The sequence below is a fragment of the Granulicatella sp. 20925_1_28 genome (genome assembly GCF_041433575.1).
Lineage (GTDB): Bacteria > Bacillota > Bacilli > Lactobacillales > Aerococcaceae > Granulicatella.
The window spans coordinates 233,165-258,044 of the sequence record NZ_JAPWBS010000001.1 but is presented as its reverse complement, the minus strand read 5'-3'; the positions used below and the strand labels follow the sequence as shown (position 1 = coordinate 258,044).

The 24,880-nt window shown below is 38.1% G+C and carries 23 protein-coding genes and 2 other RNA genes; 18 read left to right on the top strand and 7 right to left on the bottom strand.

The window, feature by feature from the left end; genetic code table 11:
- Positions 1 to 100: 100 nt before the first annotated feature.
- Entirely contained in the window at positions 101 to 2,707 is a 2,607-nt protein-coding gene (gene clpB / locus O3793_RS01155) for an ATP-dependent chaperone ClpB (protein ID WP_371444972.1), read from the top strand.
- Between the two features lie 51 nt (positions 2,708 to 2,758).
- Here clpB and O3793_RS01150 read toward each other — a convergent pair whose 3' ends face one another.
- The 3 genes from O3793_RS01150 to gpsB all read right to left on the bottom strand — a co-directional run bounded on the left by O3793_RS01150 (position 2,759) and on the right by gpsB (position 4,798).
- Positions 2,759 to 3,907 (bottom strand): class I SAM-dependent RNA methyltransferase, encoded by a 1,149-nt coding sequence (locus tag O3793_RS01150; RefSeq protein WP_371444970.1) that lies wholly within the window; start codon positions 3,905 to 3,907, stop codon positions 2,759 to 2,761.
- A 79-nt stretch (positions 3,908 to 3,986) separates the two neighbouring features.
- Positions 3,987 to 4,344, bottom strand: an RNA gene (rnpB, locus tag O3793_RS01145) — RNase P RNA component class B.
- A 40-nt stretch (positions 4,345 to 4,384) separates the two neighbouring features.
- A complete protein-coding gene (gpsB, locus tag O3793_RS01140; RefSeq protein WP_048781860.1) occupies positions 4,385 to 4,798 on the bottom strand; it encodes a cell division regulator GpsB in 414 nt (137 codons plus the stop codon).
- A 165-nt stretch (positions 4,799 to 4,963) separates the two neighbouring features.
- Between gpsB and prmA the strand changes: the two genes are divergently transcribed.
- The 4 genes from prmA (at position 4,964) to dtd (ending at position 9,408) form a co-directional block, all read left to right on the top strand.
- Entirely contained in the window at positions 4,964 to 5,908 is a 945-nt protein-coding gene (prmA, locus tag O3793_RS01135; RefSeq protein ID WP_371444967.1) for a 50S ribosomal protein L11 methyltransferase, read from the top strand.
- Positions 5,908 to 6,654 carry a 16S rRNA (uracil(1498)-N(3))-methyltransferase gene (locus tag O3793_RS01130; RefSeq protein WP_371444965.1) on the top strand — a complete coding sequence of 249 codons (747 nt, stop codon included), beginning with the start codon at positions 5,908 to 5,910 and terminating at the stop codon, positions 6,652 to 6,654. The genes prmA and O3793_RS01130 overlap by 1 nt, the downstream gene beginning before the upstream one ends.
- Before the next feature lie 78 nt (positions 6,655 to 6,732).
- Positions 6,733 to 8,949, top strand: coding sequence for a bifunctional (p)ppGpp synthetase/guanosine-3',5'-bis(diphosphate) 3'-pyrophosphohydrolase (locus O3793_RS01125; RefSeq protein WP_371444963.1), 2,217 nt, complete (start codon positions 6,733 to 6,735; stop codon positions 8,947 to 8,949).
- A 9-nt stretch (positions 8,950 to 8,958) separates the two neighbouring features.
- Complete coding sequence (gene dtd / locus O3793_RS01120; RefSeq protein WP_371444961.1) at positions 8,959 to 9,408, top strand: D-aminoacyl-tRNA deacylase; 450 nt, start codon at positions 8,959 to 8,961, stop codon at positions 9,406 to 9,408.
- A gap of 48 nt (positions 9,409 to 9,456) precedes the next feature.
- Here dtd and O3793_RS01115 read toward each other — a convergent pair whose 3' ends face one another.
- The 3 genes from O3793_RS01115 to O3793_RS01105 all read right to left on the bottom strand — a co-directional run bounded on the left by O3793_RS01115 (position 9,457) and on the right by O3793_RS01105 (position 11,587).
- The gene (locus O3793_RS01115; protein ID WP_371444959.1) at positions 9,457 to 9,915 is read right to left on the bottom strand and encodes a universal stress protein; all 459 of its coding nucleotides are present in this window, start codon (positions 9,913 to 9,915) and stop codon (positions 9,457 to 9,459) included.
- Between the two features lie 140 nt (positions 9,916 to 10,055).
- A non-coding RNA gene (ssrS, locus tag O3793_RS01110) (6S RNA) lies at positions 10,056 to 10,245 on the bottom strand.
- A gap of 73 nt (positions 10,246 to 10,318) precedes the next feature.
- On the bottom strand, positions 10,319 to 11,587 hold the full coding sequence (locus O3793_RS01105; RefSeq protein WP_371444957.1) for a replication-associated recombination protein A: 1,269 nt from the start codon (positions 11,585 to 11,587) through the stop codon (positions 10,319 to 10,321).
- A 140-nt stretch (positions 11,588 to 11,727) separates the two neighbouring features.
- Between O3793_RS01105 and O3793_RS01100 the strand changes: the two genes are divergently transcribed.
- Entirely contained in the window at positions 11,728 to 12,834 is a 1,107-nt protein-coding gene (locus O3793_RS01100; RefSeq protein ID WP_371444955.1) for a cysteine desulfurase family protein, read from the top strand.
- A 70-nt stretch (positions 12,835 to 12,904) separates the two neighbouring features.
- Positions 12,905 to 13,252, top strand: coding sequence for a cysteine desulfurase (locus tag O3793_RS01095; protein WP_048713379.1), 348 nt, complete (start codon positions 12,905 to 12,907; stop codon positions 13,250 to 13,252).
- Positions 13,253 to 13,329: 77 nt separating this feature from the next.
- On the opposite strand, the gene O3793_RS01090 is transcribed toward O3793_RS01095, so the two are convergent.
- Entirely contained in the window at positions 13,330 to 13,566 is a 237-nt protein-coding gene (locus O3793_RS01090; protein ID WP_048713376.1) for a helix-turn-helix transcriptional regulator, read from the bottom strand.
- Between the two features lie 217 nt (positions 13,567 to 13,783).
- On the opposite strand from O3793_RS01090, the gene mnmA reads away from it, so the two are divergent.
- The 11 genes from mnmA to O3793_RS01035 all read left to right on the top strand — a co-directional run bounded on the left by mnmA (position 13,784) and on the right by O3793_RS01035 (position 24,754).
- On the top strand, positions 13,784 to 14,908 hold the full coding sequence (gene mnmA / locus O3793_RS01085) for a tRNA 2-thiouridine(34) synthase MnmA (protein ID WP_371444953.1): 1,125 nt from the start codon (positions 13,784 to 13,786) through the stop codon (positions 14,906 to 14,908).
- Between the two features lie 25 nt (positions 14,909 to 14,933).
- Entirely contained in the window at positions 14,934 to 17,342 is a 2,409-nt protein-coding gene (locus tag O3793_RS01080) for an ATP-dependent RecD-like DNA helicase (protein WP_371444951.1), read from the top strand.
- Between the two features lie 104 nt (positions 17,343 to 17,446).
- Entirely contained in the window at positions 17,447 to 17,887 is a 441-nt protein-coding gene (locus O3793_RS01075; protein ID WP_065426994.1) for an ACT domain-containing protein, read from the top strand.
- Positions 17,887 to 18,609, top strand: a complete 723-nt coding sequence (locus O3793_RS01070; protein WP_371444949.1) for an HAD family hydrolase — start codon at positions 17,887 to 17,889, stop codon at positions 18,607 to 18,609. Before O3793_RS01075 ends, O3793_RS01070 begins: the two co-directional genes overlap by 1 nt.
- Positions 18,610 to 18,618: 9 nt before the next feature.
- Positions 18,619 to 19,974, top strand: a complete 1,356-nt coding sequence (locus O3793_RS01065) for an MATE family efflux transporter (RefSeq protein ID WP_371444947.1) — start codon at positions 18,619 to 18,621, stop codon at positions 19,972 to 19,974.
- A complete protein-coding gene (locus O3793_RS01060; protein WP_371444945.1) occupies positions 19,975 to 20,988 on the top strand; it encodes a lysostaphin resistance A-like protein in 1,014 nt (337 codons plus the stop codon).
- Positions 20,989 to 20,999: 11 nt separating this feature from the next.
- A complete protein-coding gene (locus tag O3793_RS01055; protein ID WP_371444944.1) occupies positions 21,000 to 21,233 on the top strand; it encodes a DUF1858 domain-containing protein in 234 nt (77 codons plus the stop codon).
- Entirely contained in the window at positions 21,234 to 22,451 is a 1,218-nt protein-coding gene (locus O3793_RS01050) for a DUF438 domain-containing protein (RefSeq protein ID WP_371444942.1), read from the top strand.
- A 72-nt stretch (positions 22,452 to 22,523) separates the two neighbouring features.
- The gene (locus O3793_RS01045; protein WP_371444941.1) at positions 22,524 to 24,155 is read left to right on the top strand and encodes a Na/Pi cotransporter family protein; all 1,632 of its coding nucleotides are present in this window, start codon (positions 22,524 to 22,526) and stop codon (positions 24,153 to 24,155) included.
- Positions 24,156 to 24,264: 109 nt separating this feature from the next.
- A complete protein-coding gene (locus tag O3793_RS01040; RefSeq protein ID WP_048781895.1) occupies positions 24,265 to 24,525 on the top strand; it encodes a hypothetical protein in 261 nt (86 codons plus the stop codon).
- Entirely contained in the window at positions 24,503 to 24,754 is a 252-nt protein-coding gene (locus tag O3793_RS01035; RefSeq protein ID WP_048711335.1) for a helix-turn-helix domain-containing protein, read from the top strand. The genes O3793_RS01040 and O3793_RS01035 overlap by 23 nt, the downstream gene beginning before the upstream one ends.
- Positions 24,755 to 24,880 lie beyond the last annotated feature (126 nt).

Genomic DNA, 24,880 nt, shown 5'->3' with positions numbered 1-24,880 from the left:
TTTATTAAAGTCAAAAAAAGTCAAATAAAATTATTGACCTTTCCTGACTAAAGGTGTATACTTTAATCATGGTCAAGAGACCACAAAAGGAGGAATGAAGATGAATATTGAAAAAATGACTACAACAATGCAACAAGCATTAGGCCAAGCGCAACAAATTGCGATGGTACGTAAACATCAAGAAATTGATATTCCTCATTTATGGAAAGTATTTATGGAACCAAATCACTTTGCTAGAAATTTATATAGTGATTTACAAGTGAATGATAAAGAATTTGAGGAATTAATTGATAAAGAATTAGACCGTATTTCTGTAGTGGAAGGACAAAATGTCCAATATGGTCAAAGTATGAGTCAAAACTTATATCGACTCTTTACAGAAGCTGAAAAGATTAGAGAAAGCTTTAAAGACGATTACTTATCTACAGAGGTAGTTGTACTTGCGTTGATGGAATTACAAAATCATCCGTTGACTCGTTATTTAGTACAACATCACGTAACAAAAGAAAATTTGAGAGCTCGAATTGAAGAGCTAAGAGGGGGAGAACGTGTGACTAGTCAAAATCAAGAAGAACAATATGAAGCATTATCAAAATATGCACGTAATTTAAATGAAGCTGTTCAATCTGGTAAACAAGATCCAGTCATTGGACGTGACGAGGAAATTCGAGATGTGATTCGTATTTTATCTCGTAAAACAAAAAATAACCCTGTTTTAATCGGGGAACCTGGTGTTGGTAAAACGGCTATCGTTGAAGGATTAGCGCAACGTATCGTTAAAAAGGACGTACCGGAAAACTTAAAAGACAAATTAATCTACTCATTAGATATGGGGGCTTTAATCGCGGGAGCAAAATACCGTGGTGAATTCGAAGAACGTTTGAAAGCCGTTCTCAAAGAAGTAACAAAATCAGAAGGACGCATCATCTTATTTATTGATGAAATCCATACTATCGTCGGTGCTGGTAAGACAGAAGGCTCAATGGATGCTGGTAACTTACTAAAACCAATGTTGGCTCGTGGTGAGTTACATTGTATTGGAGCCACAACTCTTGACGAATACCGTGAAAACATGGAAAAAGACAAAGCGTTAGAACGTCGTTTCCAAAAAGTGCTTGTGCAAGAACCAACTGTTGAAGATACGATTTCAATTCTTCGTGGATTGAAAGAACGTTTCGAAATCCACCACAGTGTAAACATTCACGATAGTGCGTTAGTAGCTGCTGCGACTTTATCAAACCGCTATATCACTGACAGATTCTTGCCAGATAAAGCGATTGACTTAGTCGATGAAGCCTGTGCAACGATTCGTGTTGAAATGAACTCAATGCCAACCGAACTAGATGCAGTGACACGTCGTTTGATGCAACTTGAAATCGAAGAACAAGCGTTGAAGATGGAAAAAGATGACGCTTCTCAAAAACGTCTTGCTATTTTACAAGAGGAATTAGCGGAACAACGTGAAAAAGCCAATAACCTCAAAATGAAATGGGAAATCGAAAAAGAAGAAGTCAATAAGATCCGTAATAAACGTGAAGAAATCGATCATGCTAAACGTGAATTAGAACAAGCAGAAGCAGACTACAACCTTGAAAAAGCTGCTGAACTTCGTCACGGTCGTATTCCAGCTCTAGAACATGAGTTAAAAGAACTAGAAGACCAAAATAAAGCGAATGCTGAAAGCACACAACGTCTCGTTCAAGAATCAGTAACTTCTGAAGAAATTGCACGAGTTGTTGGACGCTTAACGGGTATTCCAGTAACTAAACTAATGGAAGGCGAACGTGAAAAACTTCTTCACTTAGAAGATATTCTTCATGAACGTGTCATTGGTCAAGATGAAGCCGTACAAAAAGTGGCTTCAGCAGTACTTCGTTCTCGTGCAGGGTTGCAAAATCCTAGCCGTCCAATCGGAAGCTTCCTATTCCTTGGACCTACTGGGGTTGGTAAGACAGAACTTGCGAAAGCTCTTGCAGAAGATTTATTCGACTCAGAAGGCCATATGGTTCGTATCGACATGAGTGAATATATGGAGAAACATTCAGTGTCTCGTTTAGTGGGGGCTCCTCCAGGATATGTTGGATACGAAGAAGGGGGCCAATTAACAGAAGCTGTTCGTCGTAATCCATATACAATCGTTCTTTTAGATGAAATTGAAAAAGCACATCCAGATGTATTTAATATCTTGTTACAAGTATTAGATGATGGACGTTTAACAGATTCTAAAGGACGTGTAGTAGACTTCAAGAATACAGTGATGATTATGACAAGTAATATCGGTTCACAATTCTTGCTTGAAAATCAAGGCGATAGAATTGATGAGGAAACTCGTACGGCTGTTGAGGGTGTTCTAAAATCAACCTTCAAACCAGAGTTCTTAAACCGTATCGACGAAACAATCTTCTTCACACCGCTTTCTAAAGACAACATTCGTGGTATCATCACGAAGATGTTGAACCAATTAGCAGTACGTGTGGAAGATCAAGAAATCGTCTTAAGCTTCACAGATGAATTAAAAGATTGGATTGCAGATAATGCGTATAATCCAGTGTATGGTGCTCGTCCAATTGCGCGTTACATTCAACGTGAAATTGAGACACCACTTGCAAAAGAAATCATTCGTGCAAGCATCCTTCCAGGAGACCAAGTGAAATGTGATTTAGGAATCGATCATGTGACATTTGAAGTCATTGGAAAGAATGAATAATAGGTAAAAAGAAAACGCAATGGACTTTTGTCCATTGCGTTATTTTTTGCTTTATTTGTCTTCTTGAACGCGACGTTTTCTTACTCCCCAGAATTGGAAGTAGTCAGTACGAATAGCACCGTTATAGAGTTTGCGTTTCTTCGTCGCTTTTTTACCATAGTGGTCTTCGAATGTTAAGTCGCTTGTTAAGATGTATTTACTCCAAGTTTCAAGTAGAGCATATGTTTCACCCATTTGTTTATAGATAGCTTGAGCCTGTTCTTCCGAAAGAAGACGGTCTCCATATGGTGGATTTGCCACAATAATTCCATTTTCTTTCTTTGTACGGAAGTCCTTTAATTGCATTTGTTTGAATTCGATTTGGTCTGCGACACCGGCTTTAATGGCATTTTGTTTGGCAATTTCTATCATCGAGCCATCAATATCGGCACCTAGAATATCGAGTTGAAGTTCAGTGCGGATTTCTTTCTTAGCTTCCTCCCTGACTTTATCGAAGACACCAGGAGTAAAGAAAGTCCATTTTTCAGCGGCAAATGAACGGTTCAATCCTGGAGCGATATTCTTACCGATTAGTGCAGCCTCGATTGGAATCGTACCAGAACCGCAAGTAGGGTCGTAGAAAGGTTTGTCTGGATACCAGCTTGTTAGCATCACAAGAGCAGCAGCCATGTTCTCTTTTAATGGTGCGCCACCTTTTTCTGTACGGTAACCACGCTTAAAGAGACTTGTTCCACTTGTGTCGATTGTAAGTGTCACAACATCTTTTAAAATTGCCACTTCGATAGGATAGAGGGCACCAGACTCAGGTAAGTGAGTACGACGGTGGTAAGCCTCGCTTAAACGATTGACAATCGCTTTTTTAACGATCGATTGGCAGTTAGGGACACTGTAAAGCGTTGATTTCACAGATTTACCTGATACCGGGAATTCCGCATCGACTGGAAGAATTTTCTCCCAAGGGATCGCCTTTGTTTGTTCAAAAAGCGAGTCGAATGTTTTTGCAGTGAATTGTCCCATAATGATTTTGATACGGTCTGCTGTACGAAGCCAAATGTTTGTGCGAGCAATATCGTAATCATCACCTTCAAAGAAGGCTTTACCGTTTTCTACTTGAACTTCGTAACCCATGTTGCGTAATTCTTTACCAACAAGAGCTTCGATGCCTGCAGCAGCAGTTGCTACTAATTTATATTTTGTCATAGATTTCTCCTTTATTCGTAAAAAGAGGAGTGGACACAAGGCCACACTCCTTACAATTCGCTAAAATCCTGAAGTAAACTTCTGTAAGCCATGTTCTGTTCCATTTAATAGCAGGATCTATTAAATTTCAGTAATCATCTGTCTACACATCATGTGTCTCTTTTTTCGTTCATTTCCTAATTAGAGTGCCCCTACCATAAGTTTGGGTTGCTCGCTCGAGGGGTTTACCGCGTTCCACCAATTCCGTTTCCAAAATTGCTTCGTCACTGTGGCACTTTCAAGAATACTAGAGCATAGCATTGCTGTAGCTCGTTTTTCTGCCGTCAACCTAAAGTTGCCTTAGCTTATTGTTTCGCTAAGCACGATCACTACAAGCATCTCAGCCTGTGCGAGCATGGACTTTCCTCAGCAAATTAATGCCGCGATTACTCAAAGTTTACTAAATTTAAAAAAGTTCGTTATATCAAATCTGATATATTAATAATTATTGTCGCGTACTGGTGTAATTACGCGTGTTTTGTAGAAATCGTCATCGTCTTCTGCAACATCTTGAGAAGGAGAAGAGTAGTTGTCTTCTTCTAGTTTAGAATCGAAAACGTGTTTTTCTAAGTTTGATAAACGTTTTAAGATATCAAAATTTGTAACTCCTGATGAAGATACATTGCTTGAACGGTTTGTTTTAGAAACTGTAGCTTGACGTGAGAGTTCATCTACTTTAGTTAATAAGCGTTCGTTTTCAGCTTGTAAGAAGCTGATTTCTTTTTGGAATGTGTCATAATCACGAATAATTAAATCTAAAAATGCATCGACTTCTTCAATGTCGAAACCTCTGAATGAGCGTTTGAATTGTTTTTGTAAAATATCTTTTGTACTTAATGAAATACGTGCCATAATTGCTTTCCCCTTTTTTAATCTGTCAAATAGTCATTAATTAATTTATCTTCTTAATGATACTAAAATCCATGCAAAAATACAAATAGGATAGGGTTATTTTTAGTTATTTTTAATGAAATTTGTTATAATTTTTAAAAAATACAAGTAAAGAAGAGGGTTAACATGAACTGGTTAGAACTCACAGTAAATACGCATTCTGAGAGTGTCGAAGTCGTAAGTTCGATTTTAATTGAATTAGGATCAAAAGGAGTCTCTATCGATGACCCTCAAGACTATTACCAATTAACAGATGAACAATTGGAATGGTTGAAAGTACAACAAAAAGACTTATACGAAACAGATACAGTGATTGTGAAAGGTTATTTCCAACCAAGCCAATGGACAGAAGAAGCCAAAACTCAGTTAGACGAACAGTTAAAAGAGCTTGAAAATTACGGCCTAGAAACAGGACCATTAACCGTTCGTGTTAGTGAGGTTGGAGAGGAAGACTGGGCAACGGCGTGGAAACAATATTACTTCCCAGTACGTGTAACACGCTATTTAACAGTTGTTCCTAGTTGGGTCGATTACGAAAAAGAACAAGGAGATGAACTCTTAATTGAATTAGATCCAGGACTTGCATTCGGAACAGGAACGCATCCAACGACACAGCTCTCACTCACAGCACTTGAACAAACGATTCGTGGTGGGGAAAGCGTATTAGATGTTGGTACTGGTTCTGGAGTATTAAGTATCGCCTCTAAACTATTAGGAGCCGGACAAGTAACAGCCTTTGATATTGATGAAATGGCTACGCGTGTAGCAAAAGAAAATATTGCATTGAACCCAACAATTGGGGCAATCGATGTCTATGAAAACAACTTACTCGTTGGTGTAGACCAAAAGAGTGATTTAATCGTAGCGAATATTTTAGCGGAGATTTTAGTTCAAATGCCTGAAGATGCCTATCGTAACTTGAGCGAAAATGGAACATTAATTCTATCTGGTATTATTGAATCAAAAGCAAAAGAAGTACAAGAAGCATATGAAAAAGCAGGTTTCACACTCGTTGAACGCATGACGATGAAAGAGTGGAACTGCTTTGTAATGAAAAAGGATGTAGAATAATGCAACGGTATTTTGTAAAAGGAATTGTAAGTGAAACGACGCATTCTTTAGAGTTCTCAAAAGAGCAAGTCCATCAGTTGAAGAAAGTGATGCGTGTTCGTGTAGGAGAACAACTCGAGGTGGTGGATGATACCAATCAATTAGCCATCGTTGAAGTGACGAAATTAGAGCCATTCGAAGTGAAAGTGGTTGAACTTTTGGAGCAAAAAGTAGAACTTCCTGTATCGGTTACGATTGCAGTGGGGCTCTCTAAAGGAGATAAACTGGACTGGATTGTACAAAAGGCGACAGAACTCGGTGTAAGTGAAATCATTCCGCTTTCTATGACACGAAACGTGGTTAAATGGACAGGAGACAAGTCATCTAAAAAAATCGAACGACTTCAAAAGATTGCCGAAGAAGCCAGCGAACAATCGCATCGTATCAAAGTCCCACGAGTAACAAGCGTGATGACGCTAAAAGAATTGGCTAGTTATACTTCGAATTTTGAACAAAAGTTAATTGCCTATGAAGAGTCTGCTAAAGTTGGAGAAGGCCTTCAATTGGTAAAGAGTTTACAGTCATTACAGGAAAATGAGCGTGTCATTTTTGTCTTTGGTCCAGAAGGTGGTATCGAAGAACAAGAAGTGGAGTTGCTAGAGAAAAGTGGATATCTTCCATGTTCTCTAGGGCCACGTATTTTACGCGCTGAAACAGCACCGTTATATGCACTAGCAGCAGTTTCATATCAATGTGAATTATTATAGGAACCAATAGTTGACGATAGTCTATTGTCGCGGTACTATTAGGAATACATTAGAGCGCAATGCTTAAGGAGTTTACAAATGTCTAAAAATAAGACTTATACCGCAGATGATGTCCTTGCAATGTGTAAGGAGTACATGAACGAAACACATATTAAATTTATTGAAAAAGCGATCTATTTTGCGACATATGCTCATAAAGAACAAATTCGTAAATCTGGAGAAGCTTATATTGTGCATCCCATTCAAGTAGCTGGAATTCTTGCTGAATTAAAGTTGGATCCAGACACGATTGCGACTGGGTTTCTTCATGATGTCGTCGAAGATACTGGGTTTAGTATTGATGATATTGAATACGAATTTGGAAAAGATGTTGCATTTCTCGTTGAAGGTGTTACAAAGCTAGGGAAAATCAAATATAAATCTCATGCGGAGCAACAAGCGGAAAATCACCGTAAGATGCTTCTTGCGATGGCAAACGACCTTCGTGTAATCATGGTAAAATTGGCGGACCGTTTGCATAATTTACGTACGTTGAAATTTCATAAACCTGAAAAGCAACGCATGATTGCAGAAGAGACACTTGAGATTTATGCACCGCTCGCGCATCGTCTAGGGATGAATAAAATTAAGTGGGAATTAGAAGATACGTCTCTTCGTTATTTAAACCCACAGCAATATTATCGTATCGTGCATTTAATGAATTCAAAACGTGATGAGCGCGAAGAGTACATTAATACGACAATTGAGAATATTAAAGAAGCGACAAAAGATTTGGATATCGAAGCGGTTATTTATGGACGTCCAAAACATATTTACTCCATTTACCGTAAGATGAAAGACCAAAAGAAACAATTCAGCGAGATTTATGACTTACTTGCGATTCGTGTATTAGTCGATAGCATTAAAGATTGTTACGCTGTTCTTGGAGCCATTCATACAAAATGGAAACCAATGCCAGGCCGTTTTAAAGACTATATCGCGATTCCAAAGGCGAATATGTATCAGTCCATCCACACAACCGTCATTGGGCCGGGCGGACGACCAGTGGAGATTCAAATCCGTACGTTCGAAATGCATCAAGTTGCCGAATACGGGGTTGCGGCTCACTGGGCATATAAAGAAGGAAATAAAGAAAAAGTGACGAACGATCCATTGCAAAAACAATTGGATTGGTTTAAAGACTTAATCGAACTACAAAATGAAACGAAAGATGCCAAAGACTTCATGAATAGCGTGAAGGAAGACATCTTTGGCGATAAGGTCTATGTATTTACACCAAAAGGAGATGTCTCAGAACTTCCTTTAGGGTCTGGTCCGCTTGACTTTGCGTATAATATCCATACTGAAGTTGGAAACAAAACTGTAGGTGCAAAAGTCAATAATAAGATTGTTCCATTGAACTATCAGTTGAAGACTGGAGATATCGTAGAAGTATTAACGTCTGCGAATTCATTTGGACCTTCACGTGACTGGATAAATTTAGTATTTACGACTCGTGCAAAAAATAAAATCAAACGATTCTTCAAGTTACAAGACCGTGATGAGAATATTATTAAGGGTCGCGAATTACTAGAAAAACAAATTACAGAACTTGGATTTAATTTCAAGGACTTCATGACCAAACAAGGAATGAAGGATATTGCCACTCGTTTCAATTTCGGAACGGAAGAAGACTTATTTGCTGCGATTGGATTTGGTGAGATTTCGTATCAAACGGTTGCCAATAAGATGACTGAAAAGGCTCGTCGAGAAATCGAAGACCAAAAAGTAGTGGAGACTGCCTTTGAGAAAACAACTCCTCAACGTCAGAAGAAAGAAAGCCAAAAGATGAAAATCCGTCACGAGGGTGGCGTCATTATCGAAGGGGTAGATAATCTTCTCATTCGTCTAAGCCGTTGTTGCAATCCTGTACCTGGAGACGCAATTGTTGGTTATATTACAAAAGGTCGTGGAATTTCAGTCCATAGAAAAGACTGTCCTAACGTTCAACTACCTGAAAGTGAACAAAACCGTCTAATTGAAGTGGATTGGGAAGATGCAGCTAATACGGGTCAACAATATGATACAGAGTTAGTCGTTGAAGGATATAACCGTAATGGATTGTTGAACGAAGTCTTAAATGTGATTAACAGTACGACTAAATCATTAAATTCAGTAAACGGTAAAGTTGATGCGAATAAGATGGCGACGATTTCTGTCAATATCGGAATTATGAATACGCAACAATTAGATTTTATCGTGGATAAGATTAAGCAAATACCAGATGTATATAGTGTACGTCGTGTGATTTCATAGGAGGAGTTCATGAGAATTGTATTACAACGAGTGAAGTCCGCTAGTGTATCAATCGAAGGTTCAGTTGTTGGTGAAATCAGCCAAGGATTCCTGTTATTAGTGGGAGTAGGACCTGAAGATACTAGTGATGATGCGTCTTATTTAGCTAGAAAGATTGCAGGGATGCGTATCTTCAGCGATGAAAATGGGAAAATGAATTTATCGATTGATCAAATCGGAGGAAAGATTTTATCCGTTTCGCAGTTTACATTGTTCGCAGATACGAAGAAGGGAAATAGACCTTCTTTTACAGGAGCTGCCAGTCCAGAGCACGCTACAAAACTCTATGAAGAATTCAATGAGAAACTACGTACCGAGTATGGGTTAACGGTTGAAACAGGAGAGTTTGGCGCAGATATGCAAGTGAGTCTTGTGAATGACGGACCCGTGACCATTATTCTAGATACTAAAAATCAATAAAAATAAAGCACAGGAGAAATCCTGTGCTTATTTATTTCGTTAAAATGATTAAGGACGTTTGTTTTCTAAGTCCGTTCTTACAACTAGAACATCGCAAGAGGCGTTACGAATCACGTATTCAGATACAGAACCAATAAAGAGACGTTCCACCGCATTCAAACCGGTAGCGCCCATCATAATAAGATCGATTCCATAGTCTTTTGGAAGTTGTTTAGAAATGATTGCTTTTGGTGAACCATATTCAAGAACTGTTTCAACATCAGTAAAGTCATGAGTCTTAGCGTATTCTACATATTCTGCAAATAAGTTTTCAGCTTGTTTACGAATCTCGTCTGAGAAATTGCCTTCAAATCCAGTTGGTGTTTGAAGTGAACGAGTATCGATGACGTGTGCTAACACAAGCTTTGCATGATTTCGTTTAGCAACTTCAATGGCTTTGTCAAAGGCTAGTTTAGCTTCCTTAGAACCATCGATCGGAACGAGAATTTTTTCATATTCATGAAACATATCATCACATCCTTATTCTTGATACTTACATTATACACCTAAATAAAACGAATGAAAAGGGAACCAAAACGGATAATATAGGGATTTTGGCAAAAAGAAAAACCACTCATAAAGAGTGGCCTAAAGTTAATAACTTTATATAGATTTCCAGTGATGCCGTTTGATGTATTTGTTAGTTTGAACCCGCATCTAAAGCAGGTGGGCTTCTATGTATTACTTCCTAACTACCAAGTGAAAGGGCTTGTTATCTGTAATATCAATCTGAATCCCTAAAAAGTCGTAAATTGTTCGGTCAACACTTAGTAAATACCGCGCACATCTTAGATCTCTATGTCATTATAGTAGCACAAGAATAGGACGATTGCAATAAAAGTTTGGTACCGATTTCTTAAGAAATCACTAATTATTTTTGACGGTATTTTTGGTATTGTTTCATCAATGCATCCTCATAAGAAGAGGTAGGGTCACCCTTGAAATACTCTTCATTTTTAAGCGCATCTGGCAAGTATTGTTGCTTCACAAAGTGTCCTGGATAGTCATGTGGATACTTGTAGCCAACGCCACGGCCTAATTTTTGAGCGCCTGAATAGTGGGCATCTTTTAAGTGGTCTGGAATACTAATCGCACGACCTTTTCTGACATCAGACAAGGCACTATCGATAGAACGTATAGCTGTGTTTGATTTTGGCGAAAGGGCGAGCTCGATAATCGCGTTTGCTAGTGGAATTCTAGCTTCAGGTAAACCAAGACGTTCAGCGGCTTGCACAGCAGAGACAGCACGAGCGGCACCTTGTGGATTTCCCAGTCCAATATCCTCGTAGGCAATCACTAAAAGACGTCTCATTAAGCTTGTAAGATCTCCAGCTTCCATTAAACGAGCAGCATAATGAAGTGCAGCATTCACATCTGATCCTCGAATCGATTTTTGAAGTGCGGAGATGACATCGTAGTGATGGTCACCATCTTTATCATAGGAGAGGGCTTTTCGTTGAATACATTCTTCTGCGATTTGAATGGAAATTTGAATCTTTCCATCCTCACTAGCTTCAGTTGATTTAGCGGCAAGTTCTAGAGCGTTTAGGGCGCTTCTAACGTCTCCGTTTGTACTACTAGCAAAGTGATTTAAAGCTTCTTCTGTGACTTCTAAATCGAGTTTACCCAAACCTCGTTCTTCATCTTCGATCGCCTTTAAAAGTGCTTTTTGAATATCCTGCGAAGAGAGTGGTTTGAGCTCAAAGATTTGAGTCCGGCTACGAATCGCTGGGTTGATTGAAATGTATGGATTCTCAGTGGTTGCTCCGACTAAAATAATTCGACCATTTTCCAAATGTGGTAATAAGAAGTCTTGTTTCGTTTTATCAAGGCGATGGATTTCATCGAGTAGTAGAATGACGCTACCAGACATCTTTGCTTCTTCAGCTACGATTTGTAGGTCTTTCTTTGTATCGGTTGCGGCATTTAGTTGTCTAAAAGCCACTTTTGTACTTCCGCTAATGGCGCTAGCGATACTTGTTTTCCCAGTTCCTGGAGGCCCATATAAAATCATGGATGATAATTGTTTGGCCACAACCATGCGATTGATGATTTTTCCAGGAGAGACAAGATGCTCTTGACCAATCACTTCGTCAATCGTACGAGGTCGCATGCGGTAAGCGAGCGGTTGATGGTTCATGACAGTTCCTCCTTTTTTCTTTATGTTTAGTGTATCATAAGTTGAAAGAATGATATAATAGGAAAGATTAAAACAACTTATTAGGACAATAAATAGTCATCCCGTATAATAGTATTGTTTGAAAGTGAGGAGAGTGCAAGGTGAATTACTTAGATTATGCAGCAACAACACCAGTTAACCCGGAAGTGTTAGAAGTGATTACAAAGGAAATGGCTTCTTTTGGAAATCCTTCGAGTGTCTATCGTATTGGTCGTGAACAAAAGCAAAAAATCGAACGTGTGAAGAAAGCTATTCTATCAGAACTACAAGCATCTCCACACGATGCCATTATCTTTACAAGTTCAGGTTCTGAAGGAAACAATTTAGTGTTTGAAAGTATTCGTGAGCATTTCGCAAAAGAAAAAGGGCATATTATTGTTTCTGCAGTAGAGCATCCTTCCGTTCGAAAACCTGCTGAATTTTTAGAACAAGAAGGCTTTGAAGTGACGTATTTAGCTCCAAATAAAGATGGCATTGTGACAGTTTCTGAAATTGAGCAGGCTCTAAGAGAGGATACACGTCTAGTTTCGATTATGACGGTTAATAATGAAACAGGCGCAAGATTCCCAATTGAAGAGATTGCTGCTTTATTAAAAGACAAGCCAACTTATTTCCATACAGATGCTGTTCAAGCCTTTGCACAAGAAGCATTAACGGTGGATGGCATTGACTATTTAACGGCTTCAGGACATAAAATTTATGCACCAAAAGGGATTGGATTCCTATATAAATCCAAAGATGCGCCAATTCACGCTTTAATTAAAGGCGGAGGACAAGAGTTAGGATTTAGAGCTGGAACGGAAAATGTTCCTTATATTTTAGGTCTTGAAAAAGCAATGCAAATCGTTGTGGCGAAAAGAGATGAGCTCGTTAAAAATTATCAAGAGTTACGTGAGTATTTATTCGCGAAGTTGTCTGAAAGAGGCATTGAATTTGAGTTTAACGGCGTAGCAAATCCAAAGAATCCCCATATTTGTAATATCTGGTTAAAGGGTAGAAAAGCAACACAAACCTTAATCTTTAATGATTTACAAGATGTTTCAGTATCTGCTGGATCCGCATGTTCAGCTGGAAGTGTGCAAATCAGTCCAGTATTATCTGCCATGTATCCTAGTGAAAACAGTAGGCTTGAACAATCAATCAGACTTTCATTTGGAATGGGTTCTACAAAAGAAGATATTGATGCCTTTGTGGACGCTTTACATTAAGAGAGAGCTTTTGTTTACAGGAAAAATATGGTAAACTAACGTTGTAGAAAAAGAAAGAGGAGAAGCGCATATGGCATTTACACCAACTGCATCATTAAAAGGATCAAACCAAGTCTTTTCGGTTAGTCCAACATGTAAAGGATATACATTACGTGATAATGGTTTTACAGAAACAAAATCTGGGAACTTCCAATTAATTCGTAGTTTAGACGAAACAATTGATGATCACCGTGGATTAAAATTAAAAGTCATGGTGGATAAAGATAAGAAACAATTGAAAATTTCGACAGTAACGAAGAATGGATTACAAACAGTTGACTTATACGGTAAAGCAAATACTGCTATGGCTGTAGAAAAGTTAGAGTTTATTTTAGAAGGGCTTGTTGAAAGAGGAGTTCTCGAAGTAACAACAAAATAGTGTATAAGAAAAGAGAGACAGTTCAAAATTGAACTGTCTCGTTTATCATGCACGGGCGGTGTTCCCTGTAGCTGTATTTATTCGACTTCAGGTAGCGGCTTAAATTGTGCTACGAAGCTTTGAGTGTCGCCAAAATAAAGATTCTCGCTAGGAACTTCATATAGTTCCTGCATCCTTTTGCTTAAAGAATATGGAAGATTAGTTGAATCTTTTTCATACTTCGTAAGCGTATCTTTGTTTATTTTAAGATATTTGGCGGCTTCTAATAGTGTTAAATTACGATTAACCCGTGCTGCTCGTAAAGAGATCATCATACACCTTCGCCCCCTTTTTCTCAACTTAATTATAGTGAAAACGCAACCGTTTGTCAAAAACACAATTGGGCAAAAATCCCAGTACTATCGCATTTTCAATGATTTTCAAGCAAAAATTTTGAAAAAAATAAAAATAAATTTAAAATTAGGGTAAATTCTGATAACTCGACCTTCAAATCGACTAGTTCAGGAAATAAATAGAAATGATGGTGAAAGAATGAGTAACGAAAAAACAAGAGTTGTCGTTGGCATGAGTGGAGGAGTTGACTCCTCTGTAACAGCTTTACTATTAAAAGAAGCTGGATATGATGTCATCGGTATTTTTATGAAAAACTGGGATGATACGGACGAAAATGGCGTTTGTACAGCAACGGAAGATTACAAAGATGTCGCAGCAGTTGCAGAACAAATCGGTATTCCGTATTATTCAGTAAACTTTGAAAAAGAATATTGGGATCGTGTGTTTGAATATTTCCTTCGTGAATACCGCTTAGGACGTACACCGAATCCAGATGTAATGTGTAATAAAGAAGTAAAATTCCAAGCCTTCCTAGATTATGCCTTGCAACTAGGAGCAGATTATGTGGCAATGGGTCACTATGCACGAGTTGAAAAAGACGAAAATGGAATTGTTCATCTATTAAGAGGAAAAGATAACAATAAGGACCAAACATATTTCTTAAGCCAATTGAATCAAAAACAATTAGAAAAAGCGATGTTCCCAATTGGTCACTTAGAGAAAAAAGAAGTCCGCGAGATTGCTGAGAAGTATAATCTTGCGACTGCGAAGAAAAAGGATTCTACTGGTGTATGTTTTATTGGAGAACGTAACTTCAATGAGTTCTTATCAAACTATTTACCAGCTAAACCAGGAAAAATGGTGACTCTTGATGGAGAAGTAAAGGGTGACCACGCCGGACTCATGTACTATACGATTGGTCAACGCCAAGGTCTTGGTATCGGTGGCGGAGGTAAGACAAATGATCCATGGTTTGTTATCGGGAAAGACTTATCAACGAATACATTATATGTTGGTCAAGGATTCCATCATCCAAACCTTTACTCAGACAGCTTAACGGCTACAGATATTCAATTTACAAATGATTTACCAAGAGAGAATACGTTCGAATGTACGGCTAAATTTAGATATCGTCAACAAGATACAAAAGTGAAAGTTGTATTGGATGAAAAGGATCCAACACTGGCTACAGTGATTTTTGAAGAGCCAGTTCGTGCGATTACACCTGGTCAAGCCGTTGTATTCTATGACGGCGAAGAGTGCCTTGGTGGAGGTATCATCGATAAAGCGTATATGAACGGAGAAGAACGTCAATACGTATAAATAAAATAAAGAAAGGAGATTCCAAATGAGTGATACACCTTATATTGTAGGGGAAGTATTAACGACTTTTTTCGAGAATCCGCAAAACTTCTATAAAGTTATGCTCGTTCGCGTCATCGAATCTAATTGCGTGGATGTGGATGATGAGATTGTTGTGACTGGGATTTTCGGACAAATTCATTCGGATATCTCCTATCGTTTTAATGGGAAGATTGTTTCTCATCCAAAATACGGGGAACAATTCCAAGCAGATAATTATCAACAGACGCAACCAACTGGTAAAAGAGGGCTTATTCAATATTTATCCAGTGCTCATTTTCCAGGAATTGGGGAGAAGACGGCTGAGAAGATTATCGAGAAGTTAGGCGAAGAGGCCATGGAGCGTATCTTAAACGACGAGACTGCGCTTGATGGGATTACAGGCCTCACGAAAAAGAAAAAAGAAATGATTCGAGAAGTCATTCAGCAAAACCAGGGCACTGAGAAGTTGATGTTTGAACTGACGAATCTTGGCTTTACGCCTGCGATTGCTCAGAAAATTATCGGCATGTATAAAGATAAGGCTAGAGCTGTCTTAGACGAGGATCCTTATGTACTTCTTCAAAGAATTGAAGGACTTGGTTTTAGACGAATGGATAGTATTGCCCAGTCCATGGGGATTGATCCAGACGATACTTCAAGACTTAAGGGTGCGCTCTTTGTTGTGACAAGAGATTTCTGCTATCAAACAGGAGATACTTACTTGATGGCAGAAGTGTTAATTACGCAAGCACAGCGATTACTCGAGTCATGCCAAAATTACTTAATCGAACCAGATAGACTAGTAGATGCATTGAATGAATTAATCCGTGAAGGTGTTGTGTTTTCTGATGAAAATCGTATTGCGATTGCGTCTTTATACTACGCTGAACTTGGCATTAGTAACGCCTTGTCAAAACGAATTACAGCTTCTAAAGTAGAAATCTGTAAAGAGAAAATTGAAAAAGCAATTGAGAAAACGCAGGAGAAATACGATATTCAATATGATGCGTCTCAGAAAGAGGCTATTTATCGGATTATGACGGAGCCACTATTTGTTTTAACGGGTGGACCTGGTACTGGGAAGACAACGATTATTAATGCCGTTATTGATGTCTATGCTCAGCTAAATGAATTAGAGCATGACGATGAGATTGAAGAAGCGATTGTTCTTGCGGCGCCAACTGGACGAGCGGCAAAACGGATGAATGAATTGACAGGATATCCTTCTTCAACGATTCATCGCTTGTTGGGGATTGCAATCGATAGTGTGGATGATAGTTTTGAAGATAAGGAAATCACTGGAGAATTCTTAATTATCGATGAGATGTCGATGGTAGATACGTGGTTAATGAACCGCGTGTTTAAGGCTGCTCCAGAAGGATTGAAGATTCTACTAGTCGGAGATAGCAATCAATTGCCTTCGGTGGGTCCAGGGCAAGTTTTAACGGATTTACTGGAAACGAATCAAGTGCCTGCCATTGAACTAAAAAGAATTCACCGTCAGACACAACAATCTTCTATCGTGGAATTAGCCCATAGCATTAAAGATGGATTCTTACCTCGTAACTTTATGGAGAAGCAAACAGACCGCAGTTTCTTACCATGTTCAACAGAACGATTGGTAACGATTATTGAACAAGTCGTTGTAGCAGCTCTTAAGAAGGGCTATACGAAGCGAGATATTCAAGTACTGGCTCCGATGTATAAAGGAGATGCTGGGATTAATGCCATCAATCAGATGATGCAAGAAATCTTAAACCCTAAAATCGGAAATTCGGTTCGTGAAGTGGAGTCCTTTGATAAAGTCTTCCGCGTAGGAGATAAAGTCCTTCAACTGGTGAATTTACCTGAAGAAAATGTCTATAATGGGGATATTGGAGAAATCACAGCAATTCAATTTGCAAAAGAGAACGATGACCAAGTAGATAAGATTTTTGTTTTATTCGATCAAACGGAAGTCGAGTATCATCGAACGGATTGGCAACAATTGACGCTGGCGTATTGCTGCTCAATTCATAAGGCACAAGGGTCTGAATTCAAGATGGTCATCTTACCAATGGTGAATCAGTACTCACGGATGTTACAAAGAAATCTATTGTATACAGCAGTGACAAGAAGTCAGCAGTATCTCATCATGTGTGGGGAAGCAGGAGCGTTCCAAAAGAGTGCAACTACCATCCCTCCAAAACGAGCGACTTTCTTACAAGAGTTCTTAACGAATTTTGATCTAGTAACGACAGAAGATACTCCGACAAAACAGGAGAGAGAAACGCAATCGTCACCAGAGGAGTCTAACAACTCATTCGAAGGCAAAGAAATCCAATTAACCATCCAAGCAATTGAAGATGGACTTATTTCTCCGATGATTGGAATGGACGATGTCACACCATACGATTTTATGACAAGAAGCTAGTTTTCTAGCTTCTTTTTTTCGTGTTTTTTCAGCCGGAATTAATTGCCATCTGTCCATGATGTAGGGTAAAATGGGAACAAATGATTATGAAAGAAGGACAAATAATGAATCGACAAAAACATTTTTTAGTTTCTGAAGATGCTGTTCCTCCTGTATTTGCTAAAGTTTTGCAAGCAAAAGAACTACTTGCAACAGGACAAGCAAAAGACGTCACTGAAGTAGTGAAGATGGTTGGCATCTCGCGCAGTGTTTATTATAAGTATTATCGTAAAGTACAAGGTTTCTCTTCTGTGAATGCAGGAAGAAAAGCATCCATTAATATTCATATGAAAAATATCAAAGGAACACTGACGAAGACGCTGGAAGTATTTGCAAATCGTGATATGAACATATTGACGATTTTCCAAGGGCTGGCAATCCATAGTGTTGCTGTTGTGCAAATTATGATTGATATTTCAGAGGCAACGGTAAGTGTTGAAGATGTTATCAAAGAAATTAACGCACTAGATAACATTATTTCTGTGGAGTTACAAAGTATCGAATAATGAAACATAAATTTTTAAATTATTTAACAGAAAATGATATCAGAGTGTTGATTTTTGATAAAGATGGCACATTGACGGATACATCCACGTTATGGTTTGAACCAACGATTTTAGTTCTTGACGAATTAGTGAATCGTAATGAGATGAATCTAACGAATGCAGAGCATGGCGAGTTATTTAACCGTCTTGGCATCACAGAAACAAACATCATAGAAAATAGCGTTATTGCCTCTGGTAGCGTTCGAGATATGTTAGAGGTTTTAAATCAATTTAGAACAATCGATATCGAAGAAAATTATAACTTCGTGGTGCAATACTTTGCTGACTATATTTTGTCTCATCCAGAGAAAATCCAAACGCTTGGAAATGTAGAGAGGGCTCTTTGGAATCTGAGGGAAACAGGATATATCATTGCGTTAGTAACGAATGATTCTCGCTTGCCGGCAGAGGCTGTATTAAAGGTTGCTGGAATTGGCGAGTTGTTTGACTTTGTTGGTACAACTGATGAATTTCCTTCAAAGCCAGCTACAGATTCACTATATGCAATCCAAAGCAAATTTGGCGTCTCTTTCGACGAGATGATTTACATTGGAGACTCCACTGTAGATGAAGAGTTTGCCAAAAATACTGCTGGGTTTATTGCTGTGACAAGCGAACCTAATAATCTAGAAGTTCTTCCTAGTGCAATCTTTAAAGTGAAATCAATTGATGAATTAAGTTAGGAGGAAATGATGAATAGTACGATACAAGAAAATCATAAATTCAAAGCGCTACTAACCATTTTAATTCCAGTTTTAATTTATCAAATTGCCAATTATTCGGCTCAATTTATTGATACGGTCATGACTGGACGATATAACGAAGTCCATCTTGCCGGAGTATCGATTGGTGGGAGCTTGTATGCGCCATTTTTCTCATTATTGACAGGGACGATTTCAGGGCTGGTGCCGATTGTTGGACAATATTTTGGACAGAAGAAAATGGATAAAATAGAGCAGGTGATGCGTCAATACTTAATCATTGGCGTCGTATTAGCCATTGGACTATTTGTTTTTGGACTCCTATTTCTTAAACCTGTTTTAGGATTGATGAATTTAGAACAAGAAGTGGAAGCTGTAGCAGTAGGATATTTAACGTTGTTATCCTTAGGGTTTATTCCATTATTACTCTTTAGTGTCTTAAGATCTTTTGTGGACGCTTTAGGATTAACCAAAGTATCGATGTTGCTCATGGTATTAGTGGTTCCACTGAATATGTTCTTTAACTATTCACTGATTTACGGTCAATTTGGCTTTCCTGAAATGGGAGGAGCTGGGGCTGGACTTGGAACCGCACTGGCTTACTGGGGGTTGCTCGTTGTAGCATTTATAGTGTTTAGAAAACATCCAGTATTAAAAGAATATGATGTTTTAAAATGGAGCGGAATTGATGTCAAAATGTGGAAGGAACCATTTAAGATTGGGCTTCCGATAGGATTATCGGTATTTGCGGAAGTTGCTGTTTTCGCATTTGTAGGATTACTCATGTCGAAATTTGGAACATCCATTATCGCATCTCACCAAGCTGCAATGAATTTTGCGATGGTAGTTTATGCATTCCCAATTAGCATTTCCACGGCGCTCACGATTATAGTTTCATACGAAGTCGGTCGAAAGGATATTCGTTCCGCAATGCAGTTTGCAACCATTGGAATTGCGACGGCTGTGACACTTGCTATTGTGACTTTAACCTTATTAGCGCTCAATATTCATTCAGTGGCCGCACTTTACGGTACGGACCCAGACTTTATTCAATTAACGGTTGTGTTTTTAACCTATAGTCTCCTGTTCCAACTGTTTGATGCTGTGGCAGCTCCAATCCAAGGAACGCTAAGAGGCTTTAAAGACGTCCAAATGCCATTCATCCTGTTTTTAATTGGATATTGGATTATAGGATTACCAATCGGTTTTATTTTAGATAATGCATTTAATGCAGGTCCATATTCTTATTGGATTGGACTCATCATCGGATTAATGAGTAGTTGTATATTCTTGGTATTCCGATTAAGAAAAGTATTTAAAAAATATAAGGAAACACGAGGTGTGTAAATGTTTGAATCATATAAAGAAGAAGTAACATTTGATGAACAAAGAGGGTCTGAAGACTTCGACCCACAAAATAAGTTTTACAAAGAAGATATGGAACAATCGTTTAAAAAGGACATTACTTCCATTGGAAGAAGATTAATTGGTTATATGTTAGTTTTCTTCTTTTTCGCTACTGTTGGTCAACTGGCAGCACACGACGAAGCAGTAACTACACAAGAGTATTACTCAATTTGGGGTGTTGGGTTATTTATTGCCGCTGGTCTAAGCTTACTTATTTGGGCTTTTTCTAAAAAATTCCCAATAAAACGTATTTATGAACACGTTGCTCCAAGAAAAATGACGATACAGTCGTTTGTGATGGTGTGTGCTAGTTTATTTGGGGTTCGTTTTATCTCAAAATTAATTTTAGGGGGAATTGAGAAATTACTTCTTGAGATGGGCATTCCAGCAACACTTGTAGCAAATTCAAGTGAAGAGTTGACATCAAGTATCATTTTTGTACTGTATTTGGGAGTGATGGCTCCTGTTGTAGAAGAATTTATCTTTAGAGGGTTCATTGGATATCGTCTGGAGCGTTACGGGAAAGTATTTACGATTCTATTTACGGCTCTTATTTTCTCACTATTCCATGCCAACATTACACAAGAAGTCTTCACATTTATGGCTGGTATTGTTTTTGCTTATGTTGCTCTCGAATACGGCTTCCAATGGGCAGTAGTCGCCCATATGATGAATAACTTCATATTTGCAGTTGTCCTTGATATTTATCTGGCACGAATGATGAATTTAGGAGACTTTTCAATTGTACAAGTTCTAGATTTAGTAGGGTTTATCATCTTAGTGATCGTAGTTATTTTGAAATGGAAAGATATTAAAGAATACATCGATGTGAATCGTGGATTTTATGGCATCTCACAAATTACTTTTACAAGAGTAACAATTGTTTTATATATTATTTATCTTTTATTCCGTACGTTTGCACCATTTTTTGTATATACTTGGGTTTTTAGATAGGAGGAGCTACTTTGAATACAATTTATTTAGAAGATAGTGTCTATACAACCATCACTGAACATCCAGAAGTGAAGGATTTGCTTGTAGAGATTGGTTTTAAACCTCTCAACCAACCACAGATGGTTCATACGGTTGGTCGTATCACGAATCTTGTTAAGGGTTCAAAAATTGCAAAAATTCCCTTAGAAACAATTGTAGAGACATTAGAAATGAATGGATACATCGTTAAAGAAAGCAGGGATTAGATGGCTAAAGATGATTACACGATGGAAGAGCGTCAGGAGATTTTAAAAGATTTAATGCTTCGTCTTCACGCAGGAGAAGATAAAGAAGTCATTCAAAAAGAATTTAATGAAGCCTTTGACGAAATCACTCCTTATGAAATCCAGTTAATGGAACGCAATCTTATGAGCGAAGGAATTACCTTTGCTGAAATTATGAGCCTATGTAATGTTCATGCAAACTTGATGGGGTCAAAAGTGAATACAGAAACAACGGTTGCTGATTTTGAACAACCTGGTCATCCGGTTCATGTGATGAAGATGGAAAATTTAGCCATTAGAGGTGCTTTAGACCGTGTGGAACGTTTGCTAAAGAATTATCTAGAGACGAAGGATGAAACCATTAAAAAAGGCTTGAATCGCCAAATTTCACTCCTTGACCAATTCGATAATCACTATCAACGTAAAGAATATGCGATGTTTCCAATTATGGAGAAAAAGGGAATCACAGTACCCCCTAAAGTAATGTGGGGAGTCGATGACCAAATTCGTGACTTATATAAAGATTTTAAGAAGGCTCTTTCTAACGGACAAGAGAATGTACTAGGAGAATTTGAAGTCGTTCGTGATGAACTACTGGAGATGATTCAAAAAGAAGAAAATATTCTGATTCCGATGGTAGAACAAGTCTTCCATGTCGATGATTGGGAATTGATTGCTTCTCAGTCTCCAGAATATGGCTATTGTATTGTAAAACCTGAAAAAGAGTGGGCGGTCAAGAAAGACTTTGCTCCTGTAAAGGTAAAAGCTGAAATTGAAGCAGAAGGAGATATTCCTTTATCGACAGGTTCGCTTTCCTTGAAGCAACTCAATCTGATTTTGAATTTATTACCGATGGAATTGTCGTTTGTAGACCACAATAATATCGTGAAATACTACAATGAAGGAAATGGTGAAGAGAAAATCTTCAAGCGGACCCCAAGTGCGATTGGTCGTGACGTGATATTATGCCACCCGCCTAAAGTACACGAAACGGTCCAAACGATTTTCGAACAATTAAAGTCAAAACAAAAAGAAAAAGAAGAGATGTGGTTTAAGAAAGACGGGTTAATGGTTCACATAACGTATCACGCTGTTTGGGATGAAGAAGATAACTATGTAGGGTGTCTGGAATATGTTCAAAACATCCAATCGTTAGTGGATCATTTTAACCAAGCAGATGTGAAGCGAACTCTTTCTTAATGACTTTTAATATGTTACAATGCACGTGGATACATTCCACATTACACTTAACTTTAAAGGAGTTATTGACTTATGTATACGACGATGATTCTCGGTGCAATTGCTGGTCTAAGTTTATTCTTATACGGGATGCAATTGATGGGCGACGGATTACAAAAAGTAGCCGGAGAAGGCTTGAAAGGGATTATTCGTAAATTAACGAAAAATCGATTCATGTCAGTACTTGTTGGGATGTTTGTAACAACAATCATTCAAAGTTCATCAGCAACGACAGTAATGGTTGTAGGTTTCGTAAATGCTGGGCTAATGACATTAGCGCAAGCAGTAGGTGTTGTCTTTGGGGCAAACGTCGGAACGACGATTACAGGGCAAATGGTTTCCTTTAACTTGTCACAATGGGCACCTATCGTCATCGCTTCTGGTTTAGTAGCGAACATGCTTACTAAAAATCCAAAAGTTAAAGAAGCTAGTGAAATCTTTATTGGTTTTGGTATTTTATTTATTGGTATGAGCTCATTGAGTTCTGCTTTACAACCGTTAAAAGAATTGCCTGAATTTACTAACTGGATTCTTCAATACGGTAGCAATCCATTTATTGGTGTCGGAATCGGTCTTTTAATGACCCTTGTCTTACAAAGTTCTTCAGCAACGATTGGGGTATTAATCGCTCTTGCTAGTCAAGGTGTGCTTCCTATTACTACAGCGGTGTTTATCATCTTCGGTGATAACATCGGAACATGTACAACTGCTTTAATTAGTAGTTTAGGTACTTCTCGTCGTGGAAAACAAGTTGCTTTATTCCACTTAATGATTAATGTTATCGGTACAGTTTACTTTATGCTTTTCCTTCGCGGTATTCTTGTGAATGTTGTTGAATCTATTGATCCTAGTAATGTTGCACGTCAGATTGCCAATGCACATACGATTTTCAATATCGTTAACGTAATTGTCTTATTCCCATTTACAAATCTTTTAGTGAAGTTGATTCAAATGATTATTCCAGATGGAGAAGACGAGGAAGAAAGCATTACGCGTTATCTTGATAAACGTATCTTGGTAACTCCATCAATCGCGTTAGAAAACACAATGTATGAATTTGCTGCGATGGCTCAAGAAACAAGTAGTGCTTTAGAAAATGCAATTGGTGCGGCTCGTACACGTGATAAGAAACTCGTGAAAAAAGCTCTAGAAAATGAGAAAAATATCAATGCGTATGAAAAAGCTATCGTGAAGTATTTAGTTGAAATTTCTCAACAAAGTGTTTCTGCGAAAGACCAACAAACAATCGATGAGTTGTTTAGTACAGCAAATGATATCGAGCGTATCGGGGACCACGCAGAAAACATTGCAGACTTTGCAAAATCCATTATCGAACGTGAAATCTTCCTAGATGAAGATACTGCTTACGAACTTGACGGCTTATATGCACTTGTTCAAAAAGGGTTCGCGTTATCAATTGATGCCTTATCAACTGGTGACCAAAACAAAGTTCAAGAAGCCATTCAAATCGAACGTGATATTGATAAACTCAAGATTGAAGTTCGCGATAAATACATGAAACGTATGAACAAAGGTATTGCTTCTGCCGAATCAGGTATTTTCGTAATGGACTTATTAAGTAACTTAGAACGTGTCAGCGACCACTTCAGAAATATTTCTGAAACGGTGGAACGCTTAAAACGTCCAGTTATTGTAACTGAATAATAGTGTTAATCCGTAGGCAATTTTGTCTACGGATTTTTTTTATAAAAAGTAAGATATACCGTATACGGTATATTCCTTATACGGTATAATGTGTTTAGGAGGGATGTTTATGGGAGAAACATTTGAAATAAGTGAATCAAAATATGAGGATATTAAAGATCTTCCTTATGATAAATTGGTAAAAATATTAGCGGTACTAACCATCGTTGAAGAAGAAGGTCTCACGCCAGCCGTCTGGGAAAAATGGGGAGCAGGAAAGAATAAACGGGAGTATTTACGCTTTGAGGTTTCAAGAGACTATAAGGAGGGTGTACCAAATGGGACAATACCAGAAGAAATTATACACTATGTTAAATACTACGTATCCTAATTTTGTATCTGATTTTAATAAAGAATATTCGAAGCAAAAGATTGCATTGCAACTTGTAGAGTTACGTCTTGAAACCGGTCTTTCTCAAAGTCGCTATGCCGAAGAGAATCAGCTGTTACAAAATAAAATTTCTGCAATAGAAAAAGGGAAAACGAATCCACGCTTATCAACTATTATCGAAATGGCCGCGAAGAATGGATATAAGGTTGAACTGAAATTTACAAAGTAAGACACAGAGTACTATTTGAGCTAGTCTACAGCAGACTAGCTTATTTTGTGTAACAGTTAGTACAAAGGTTTAAAAAACAGCTAGAGTATGATAGAATGAATCGAATTCATAAACAAAGGAGATCGA

Excerpts from the sequence above, each read along its gene's own strand:
- clpB (WP_371444972.1), top strand. The coding sequence starts at position 101 with ATGAATATTGAAAAAATGACTACAACAATGCAACAAGCATTAGGCCAA.
- O3793_RS01150 (WP_371444970.1), bottom strand. The coding sequence starts at position 3,907 with ATGACAAAATATAAATTAGTAGCAACTGCTGCTGCAGGCATCGAAGCT.
- gpsB (WP_048781860.1), bottom strand. The coding sequence starts at position 4,798 with ATGGCACGTATTTCATTAAGTACAAAAGATATTTTACAAAAACAATTC.
- prmA (WP_371444967.1), top strand. The coding sequence starts at position 4,964 with ATGAACTGGTTAGAACTCACAGTAAATACGCATTCTGAGAGTGTCGAA.
- O3793_RS01130 (WP_371444965.1), top strand. The coding sequence starts at position 5,908 with ATGCAACGGTATTTTGTAAAAGGAATTGTAAGTGAAACGACGCATTCT.
- O3793_RS01125 (WP_371444963.1), top strand. The coding sequence starts at position 6,733 with ATGTCTAAAAATAAGACTTATACCGCAGATGATGTCCTTGCAATGTGT.
- dtd (WP_371444961.1), top strand. The coding sequence starts at position 8,959 with ATGAGAATTGTATTACAACGAGTGAAGTCCGCTAGTGTATCAATCGAA.
- O3793_RS01115 (WP_371444959.1), bottom strand. The coding sequence starts at position 9,915 with ATGTTTCATGAATATGAAAAAATTCTCGTTCCGATCGATGGTTCTAAG.
- O3793_RS01105 (WP_371444957.1), bottom strand. The coding sequence starts at position 11,587 with ATGAACCATCAACCGCTCGCTTACCGCATGCGACCTCGTACGATTGAC.
- O3793_RS01095 (WP_048713379.1), top strand. The coding sequence starts at position 12,905 with ATGGCATTTACACCAACTGCATCATTAAAAGGATCAAACCAAGTCTTT.
- O3793_RS01090 (WP_048713376.1), bottom strand. The coding sequence starts at position 13,566 with ATGATGATCTCTTTACGAGCAGCACGGGTTAATCGTAATTTAACACTA.
- mnmA (WP_371444953.1), top strand. The coding sequence starts at position 13,784 with ATGAGTAACGAAAAAACAAGAGTTGTCGTTGGCATGAGTGGAGGAGTT.
- O3793_RS01080 (WP_371444951.1), top strand. The coding sequence starts at position 14,934 with ATGAGTGATACACCTTATATTGTAGGGGAAGTATTAACGACTTTTTTC.
- O3793_RS01075 (WP_065426994.1), top strand. The coding sequence starts at position 17,447 with ATGAATCGACAAAAACATTTTTTAGTTTCTGAAGATGCTGTTCCTCCT.
- O3793_RS01070 (WP_371444949.1), top strand. The coding sequence starts at position 17,887 with ATGAAACATAAATTTTTAAATTATTTAACAGAAAATGATATCAGAGTG.
- O3793_RS01065 (WP_371444947.1), top strand. The coding sequence starts at position 18,619 with ATGAATAGTACGATACAAGAAAATCATAAATTCAAAGCGCTACTAACC.
- O3793_RS01060 (WP_371444945.1), top strand. The coding sequence starts at position 19,975 with ATGTTTGAATCATATAAAGAAGAAGTAACATTTGATGAACAAAGAGGG.
- O3793_RS01050 (WP_371444942.1), top strand. The coding sequence starts at position 21,234 with ATGGCTAAAGATGATTACACGATGGAAGAGCGTCAGGAGATTTTAAAA.
- O3793_RS01045 (WP_371444941.1), top strand. The coding sequence starts at position 22,524 with ATGTATACGACGATGATTCTCGGTGCAATTGCTGGTCTAAGTTTATTC.
- O3793_RS01040 (WP_048781895.1), top strand. The coding sequence starts at position 24,265 with ATGGGAGAAACATTTGAAATAAGTGAATCAAAATATGAGGATATTAAA.
- O3793_RS01035 (WP_048711335.1), top strand. The coding sequence starts at position 24,503 with ATGTTAAATACTACGTATCCTAATTTTGTATCTGATTTTAATAAAGAA.